8 protein-coding genes are annotated in these 6,000 nt (G+C 34.3%); 5 read left to right on the top strand and 3 right to left on the bottom strand.

Annotation, left to right across the window (positions count from 1 at the left end; translation table 11 throughout):
* Positions 1-167: 167 nt before the first annotated feature.
* Entirely contained in the window at positions 168-497 is a 330-nt protein-coding gene (locus F9279_RS16925) for a four-helix bundle copper-binding protein (protein WP_152115171.1), read from the bottom strand.
* A gap of 231 nt (positions 498-728) precedes the next feature.
* On the opposite strand from F9279_RS16925, the gene F9279_RS16920 reads away from it, so the two are divergent.
* From F9279_RS16920 to F9279_RS16905, 4 genes are all read left to right on the top strand, one after another.
* Entirely contained in the window at positions 729-2,015 is a 1,287-nt protein-coding gene (locus F9279_RS16920) for an ATP-binding protein (RefSeq protein ID WP_319020774.1), read from the top strand.
* The gene (locus tag F9279_RS16915) at positions 2,012-2,689 is read left to right on the top strand and encodes a response regulator transcription factor (protein ID WP_152115169.1); all 678 of its coding nucleotides are present in this window, start codon (positions 2,012-2,014) and stop codon (positions 2,687-2,689) included. The genes F9279_RS16920 and F9279_RS16915 overlap by 4 nt, the downstream gene beginning before the upstream one ends.
* A gap of 24 nt (positions 2,690-2,713) precedes the next feature.
* Positions 2,714-2,989 (top strand): AbrB/MazE/SpoVT family DNA-binding domain-containing protein, encoded by a 276-nt coding sequence (locus tag F9279_RS16910; protein ID WP_152115167.1) that lies wholly within the window; start codon positions 2,714-2,716, stop codon positions 2,987-2,989.
* Between the two features lie 271 nt (positions 2,990-3,260).
* The gene (locus F9279_RS16905; RefSeq protein ID WP_152115165.1) at positions 3,261-3,872 is read left to right on the top strand and encodes a YdhK family protein; all 612 of its coding nucleotides are present in this window, start codon (positions 3,261-3,263) and stop codon (positions 3,870-3,872) included.
* Positions 3,873-4,002: 130 nt separating this feature from the next.
* Here the strand turns inward: F9279_RS16905 and F9279_RS25740 are convergent, their stop codons facing one another.
* Together F9279_RS25740 and F9279_RS26290 are read right to left on the bottom strand one after the other, a co-directional pair.
* The gene (locus F9279_RS25740) at positions 4,003-4,206 is read right to left on the bottom strand and encodes a hypothetical protein (RefSeq protein ID WP_226793656.1); all 204 of its coding nucleotides are present in this window, start codon (positions 4,204-4,206) and stop codon (positions 4,003-4,005) included.
* Complete coding sequence (locus F9279_RS26290) at positions 4,194-4,562, bottom strand: cytochrome c biogenesis CcdA family protein (protein ID WP_413463222.1); 369 nt, start codon at positions 4,560-4,562, stop codon at positions 4,194-4,196. The genes F9279_RS25740 and F9279_RS26290 overlap by 13 nt, the downstream gene beginning before the upstream one ends.
* Positions 4,563-4,877: 315 nt before the next feature.
* Between F9279_RS26290 and F9279_RS16895 the strand changes: the two genes are divergently transcribed.
* Positions 4,878-5,885, top strand: a complete 1,008-nt coding sequence (locus F9279_RS16895; protein ID WP_152115161.1) for a F510_1955 family glycosylhydrolase — start codon at positions 4,878-4,880, stop codon at positions 5,883-5,885.
* Positions 5,886-6,000: the final 115 nt, after the last annotated feature.

Below are 6,000 nucleotides of genomic sequence, written 5' to 3'. Positions count from 1 at the left end.
TTGAAAATGTTATTCTACTCATGTTGTCCTCTAATCCCTATTTAGTAATTATAAGTATATAAAAAAATACCTGTAGATAAAACACTCTTTTTCAAGTGTCCTAACTACAGGTACCATTTTAATCCAGTCATTGATGTGTGTTTTTCTTTTTTTGTCTTTAGATTAATTTATGCAACCATTTTTCGACATGCTTCAGCACATCTAAAACATGCTTCAGCACACTTTCTACAATGCTCGTGGTGTTCATGTTTCTTGCATTCGTTGCCACATGCTTCACAGATATCTGCACAAAGTTGACAAATTTGTTTTGCGAAAGGACTATTTGATTGCATGGCTTTGGCCGCAAAACTGCAAATATCAGCGCACTCTCTGTCCAAGCGAATACAGTAAGCCATCATTTTTACATCCTCTTCTTTCAGGCAAGCATCGAAACACATGTTACATGATTCCATACACTCCAAACAGGCTTTGATGCATTCTTCGTAAGTAGAATTCATAATCATACCTCCTAAATTTATAGTCATATTAATTTTACCCATCAGGAAATTGAACTAACGGGTTTTATAAAACTCCTAAGAAACTGCATAATTTTATGATATTTTTGATATAACGTTTTAAAAAAAGTGGTGATTCCGATAAATAAAATTTCGTTAAGGTTAGGATTTTGGTTTTTCGTAATTATTCTTATTCTTGAATCGTTTTTGTTTTTCTTTTTACACTCCAACATAGTGGATTCAAGGGTTGAAGAGGAACTTAATGCTCTACAAGCAAGAGGAAATAGCCATAGAGATGTAGTAGAAAAGTCTTTTAAAAGTGACACACTTCATCATGTTGCTTTAATGGAAGCTCAGGCTGATACAGAAGTAGTTATAACTGACCAAAATAATGACATCTTAGTAACATCAAATAATCTGGATAATGAAGAACAGAAAATTATTACAACTAAGGTTAAAGATGTTCCGAGGCAAGGTTCCATCTTGGAGGATAGGTGGAGGACTGAAAAATATATTTCGACAATAAGCCCATATTTCATTAATGACCATAATTATGGATATGTTTTTATGTTTCAAAGCACGGATCAGGTCCAAAGTTTAATCTCTAAATTAAACAGACACTTTGTTATTGCTGCAATATTGACTATTACTTTCATGATCTTAACAATTATTTCTTTGACAAGAGTATTAACAAAACCATTAATCAAGATGAAAAAAGCTACTGAGAAAATCAGTAAGGGTGACTTTACGGTGAATTTGCCGGAAATGGGAAAGGATGAATTAGGAGATTTAGCAAAGTCAATAACGGTTTTATCTACTGATTTAAAGCATTTAAAGGAAGATAGAAATGAGTTTCTTGCCAACATATCACATGAACTTAGAACACCTATTACCTATATTAAAGGTTATGCTGATATAGCAAGAAGGGATAATCTCGATAAACACGATAGGAGAAAATATTTAGATATTATCTTTGAAGAATCAGAAAAACTCTCAGATATGATTAAGGATTTATTTGATCTAGCAAGGATTGATAAAAATACATTCACGATCAATAAAGAAATCGTAAATTTATCTTTATTTCTACATACGCTTTATGAAAAAATGCTTCCGGCTTTTCAGGAAAAAAGAATACATTTGGATTTGGAATGTGAAGCAAATCTTAAAGTAAATGTAGATCCGATGCGTTTTGAACAAATCATTCTCAACTTGCTTGACAATTCGATTAAATATTCACCGATAGAAACAACAACCAGTATACACGCTTACAAAGATAAAGGTAATGTTTGCATCGAGATAAAGGATGAAGGTTACGGCATCCCAACAGAAGATCTTCCATTTATCTTTGAGAGGTTTTATAGAGTTGAAAAATCTCGATCAAGAGGCTTTGGTGGTTCTGGACTAGGGCTAGCTATTGTTAAGGAGTTAGTGGATGCGCATCAAGATAGTGCTATTCAGGTAGAAAGTCAGCTTGGGGAAGGAACACGATTCTTAATCACTTTAGGGGAGGTGAGACAGTGAAAACCTTATTATTGGTGGATGATGAAGTAAGGATGCTTGATTTATTAAGCTTATATCTATCTCCTTTTTATCAATGTGTAAAGGCAAACTCAGGTGAAGAAGCACTTTCACTACTGGAGGGTAACAATATCGATTTAGTTTTACTGGATATTATGATGCCTCAGATGGATGGATGGGAGACTTGTGAAAAAATTAGAAAGTTTTCTGAAGTTCCAATTATAATGATATCCGCTAGAAATGAAAAAATTGATATTGTTAAAGGTCTGGAAACTGGTGCAGATGATTATATTACCAAACCTATTGATGAGGGAGAATTACTGGCAAGAATTAATGCAGTATTTCGAAGATATCAGAACAAAGAGGTTAGAAAGATTAATTTTAACGGCTTGAGCTGGGATGAAGCTGCATACGAACTACGATATGCAAGTGAAATTATTCAAACAACACCTAAAGAATTTTTGTTAGTTGGCTTATTTTTAAAAAACCCAAATAAAGTGTTTTCTAGAGCGCTGTTACTTGATTTAATTTGGGGAAATAATACTTATACTGAAGATAGAACAGTTGATTCTCATGTTAGGAATGTCCGGGATAAATTAAGGCAAGTAAATTTTCCTATAGATAAACATTTACGCACTGTCTGGGGAGTGGGCTATAAGTGGGTAAATAAGGAATGATTCATTATGGAGATTCAAAGGAGATTGACTAAAACTGGTCAATTATATATTCCCAAAGGATTAAGACAATACCTTAATTTTAAAGAAGAGATGTTTTTATGTATTTACGTTGAAAATAATTCAATAATTATCGAACACATCTTAGATGAAAATTCTCATAATAAATTTGTATATCATGGTAATAAAATAACGGTTCCAGTAGAAATCCAAAGAATTTTAGGAATTACTAAAGATACAAACCTGCTTGTTACACCTGTTTGTGATTTTAAAAAATTGGTAATAAATATTCTTAGCTGTTAGAGTTTCGTCAAAACATCGTTAACTTATGATAAAACGGGAAAGCAGCTAACTGCATAATTTTTGCACATTTTCTTGGTAGAATTTTTATATAAACTGTTAGTAAGGTTTTTGTCTTGGGCAATGTCAATCTGATTAAAAATTAATTAGATACTTGTGAAGCTATGCAGTTGGAATATTGGACATTAATTTGAAAAGAGTTTTTGTTTGATTATATACCCTTCATGGGTATGCTATATTAGTACCAAATATTATTATAAAAGGGTGGGGGAAAATGAAAAAACAACTGATTTTACTTGGTCTTGCTATAATTTTAGGTTTAGCTGGATGTGGAAATAACACAGACCACGAAAACCATTCAAACAACAATAACGATTCCAAACAAGAAGAGAAGAACCAATCAGGTATGGACCATTCTGAAATGGATCATTCCAGCTCAGGCGAAGTTCCTGAAGGGTTAAAAGAAACAAAGAATCCGACATATCCAGTTGGAGGCAAGGTGATATTAGAAACGGACCACATGGAAGGCATGAAGGGTGCCGAAGCTGAGATTGTTGGTGCTTATGAAACGACTGTCTATGCCGTAACTTACACTCCAACAACGGGTGGAGAAAAAGTGACAAATCATAAATGGGTTATTCAAGAAGATTTGAAGGATGCTGGTGAAAAGCCTTATAAAGCGGGTGATGAAGTGACCCTAGAAGCTAATCACATGGAAGGTATGAAGGGTGCAAAGGCTACTATAGATTCAGCAAAACAAACGACTATTTATATGGTTGATTACACGCCAACAACAGGTGGAGAAAAAGTGAAAAACCACCAATGGGTCACAGAAGATGAACTTTCTCCATCAAAAGGTGACGATGGAGGGCATTCTGGTCATTAATATCTAAAAAGGCAGAATGAGAAATTCGTTCTGCCGTTTGTTATTCGATACATGTGATCAACATGTCAATGGTGAAAACAGAACACGTTAGCCTATATGGGAGCTTCTTTTTTACCAGTAAGTAACGATATCAAACAAACCAATCAGAATAATAATTACTCCCGCCACTTTCTGAACCACGGTTTCCAAACTTCTTCCCTTTTTTTAAGAGGGATCCTTCTGCGCCAAATGCCCAAATCATAAACAAGAAAAATAAAAGAGGTAGTGAGGTGCCAATACCAAAAATAGGTGGTAAGGTAAAACCTAAAGAATCAGTGAGCGTTATTGGGGGCAAAAGGCTACAGAGTAGCTTATACCCAGTAAGAAAGCACTGATATTCCCTTTTGTATCTCTCAAGGTTCTCGTTTTGATTACACGATTCAGCCACGTTAACTGCAAATAACCTAGTAGAAAAAGGCCAACAATTATGTTAATAAAGCCAACACTTTTGCGAAAGTAAGCAAAATATGTAGTAAGAACGGATTGAAATTCTTTGCCCAAAAGCCAGATTAATCCTCCAAACAAGGAGAAGACCAATACTTTACCAAATAAAAACAAAAATATTTGGCCCCACGGGGTTGTATTACTAACAGACTTTTTTCCGAAATAAGTTATAGCTGTGAAGTTTCCCGTTAGCTGACATGGTGCCAAGGAGCCAAGAATGCCTAACAAGAAGAGCCGTGAATAGTGGTATAGTTAGCGAACCATCCATCAGTTGATATACAGGTTTAGAAAAGAATTTACTTTATTTAAATATTCATACAATACAAATTCCCCTCTCAATCAATCTGAGTAAATTGTAACAAAGAAATGTTAAAAAAATGTGCAGATTTTTTTCTACATAACACACGATGATAAAGTAACCATTCCGTGAATCAAATATAAATAAATGCAAAATTTCTGCACAATTTTTTAGTATGTTAATAGATAATGTTATTTGACAGAGTGTAACAAGGAGAGAATTACATGAAAAAAATTCATTTGTTAGTAGTAATAATAGGATTAGCCTTTGCTGTGGCTGCCTGTAATCAAAGTAATGAGACACAAGATGTAGAACAGGAAAAATCACCAAGTCAGAATGAATTAAAAAACACCCCTCATTCCAATGGAAAAGAACCCATTGAATCGAACAGTTTTTTTACGTCATTTGACGGAACACTGGAGCATATTCATGGTCTTGGTTATGCAGGTAATCAAAATGCAGTTTTTTTTGCAGCACATGATGGGTTAAAAGTTTTTAAAAATGGTAAGTGGTATCGCACCAAAACGGAAAATAATGATTATATGGGATTTAACGCGGTACAGAAAGGATTTTATTCAAGTGGACATCCGGGTAAAGATTCAGCACTTCCGAACCCGTTAGGGATAAAAAGAAGTTTTGACAACGGCCAATCATTAGAAAATCTAACTTTGGAAGGGGAAACTGATTTTCACGTAATGGGTGTAGGTTTCGAGAACAACGTAATTTATGCCATAAGTCCTCAGAAAAATTCTCTAATGGACGGTAATAAACTATATAAAAGTGATGATAATACCAAAACATGGAAGAAAGTAGCCGGAAAAGGTCTTGGATACGAAATTTTCTCACTTACTGTTCATCCAACGGAACCAAACATTGTTGCAAGTGTGGGGAAAGATGGAGTTTATTTGTCAGAAGATAACGGAGAAAACTTTCATCTGATTTCCAATGATATACAAGGAACGGCAGTGTTTTTAACGAACGATCATTTGATATATGGCGGGTATAAAGAAGAAGCTCAGTTAATTAAACGGTCTTTAACGAAGGATAACGAGCAAAGAATCTTTATTCCGGAATTAAAAGAGGATGCCATTATGTATTTAGCTCAAAATCCTCAAAGTGAGAAGGAAATGGTCTTTTCTACTTTTAACGGTAATATATATCGTACGGTTGATGGTACAAAGTCTTGGGATTTACTTGTACAAGAAGGAGAATTACAAACTAAGAATTTTTAATTCTATCAATCTTCTATATCAACTCTCCCGTAGAGGGAGCAAAGGATTGGCTATTGGCTAATCCTTTATGTATCTCTCAATTTTTATAACGGTTAACTAGTTACTTTTGCCGATT

The organism is Bacillus sp. B1-b2, assembly GCF_009183415.1.
In the GTDB taxonomy this organism is placed as follows: domain Bacteria; phylum Bacillota; class Bacilli; order Bacillales; family Cytobacillaceae; genus Niallia.
Note: the sequence above shows the minus strand (reverse complement) of the source record. Positions and strands in the feature narration are given on the sequence as shown.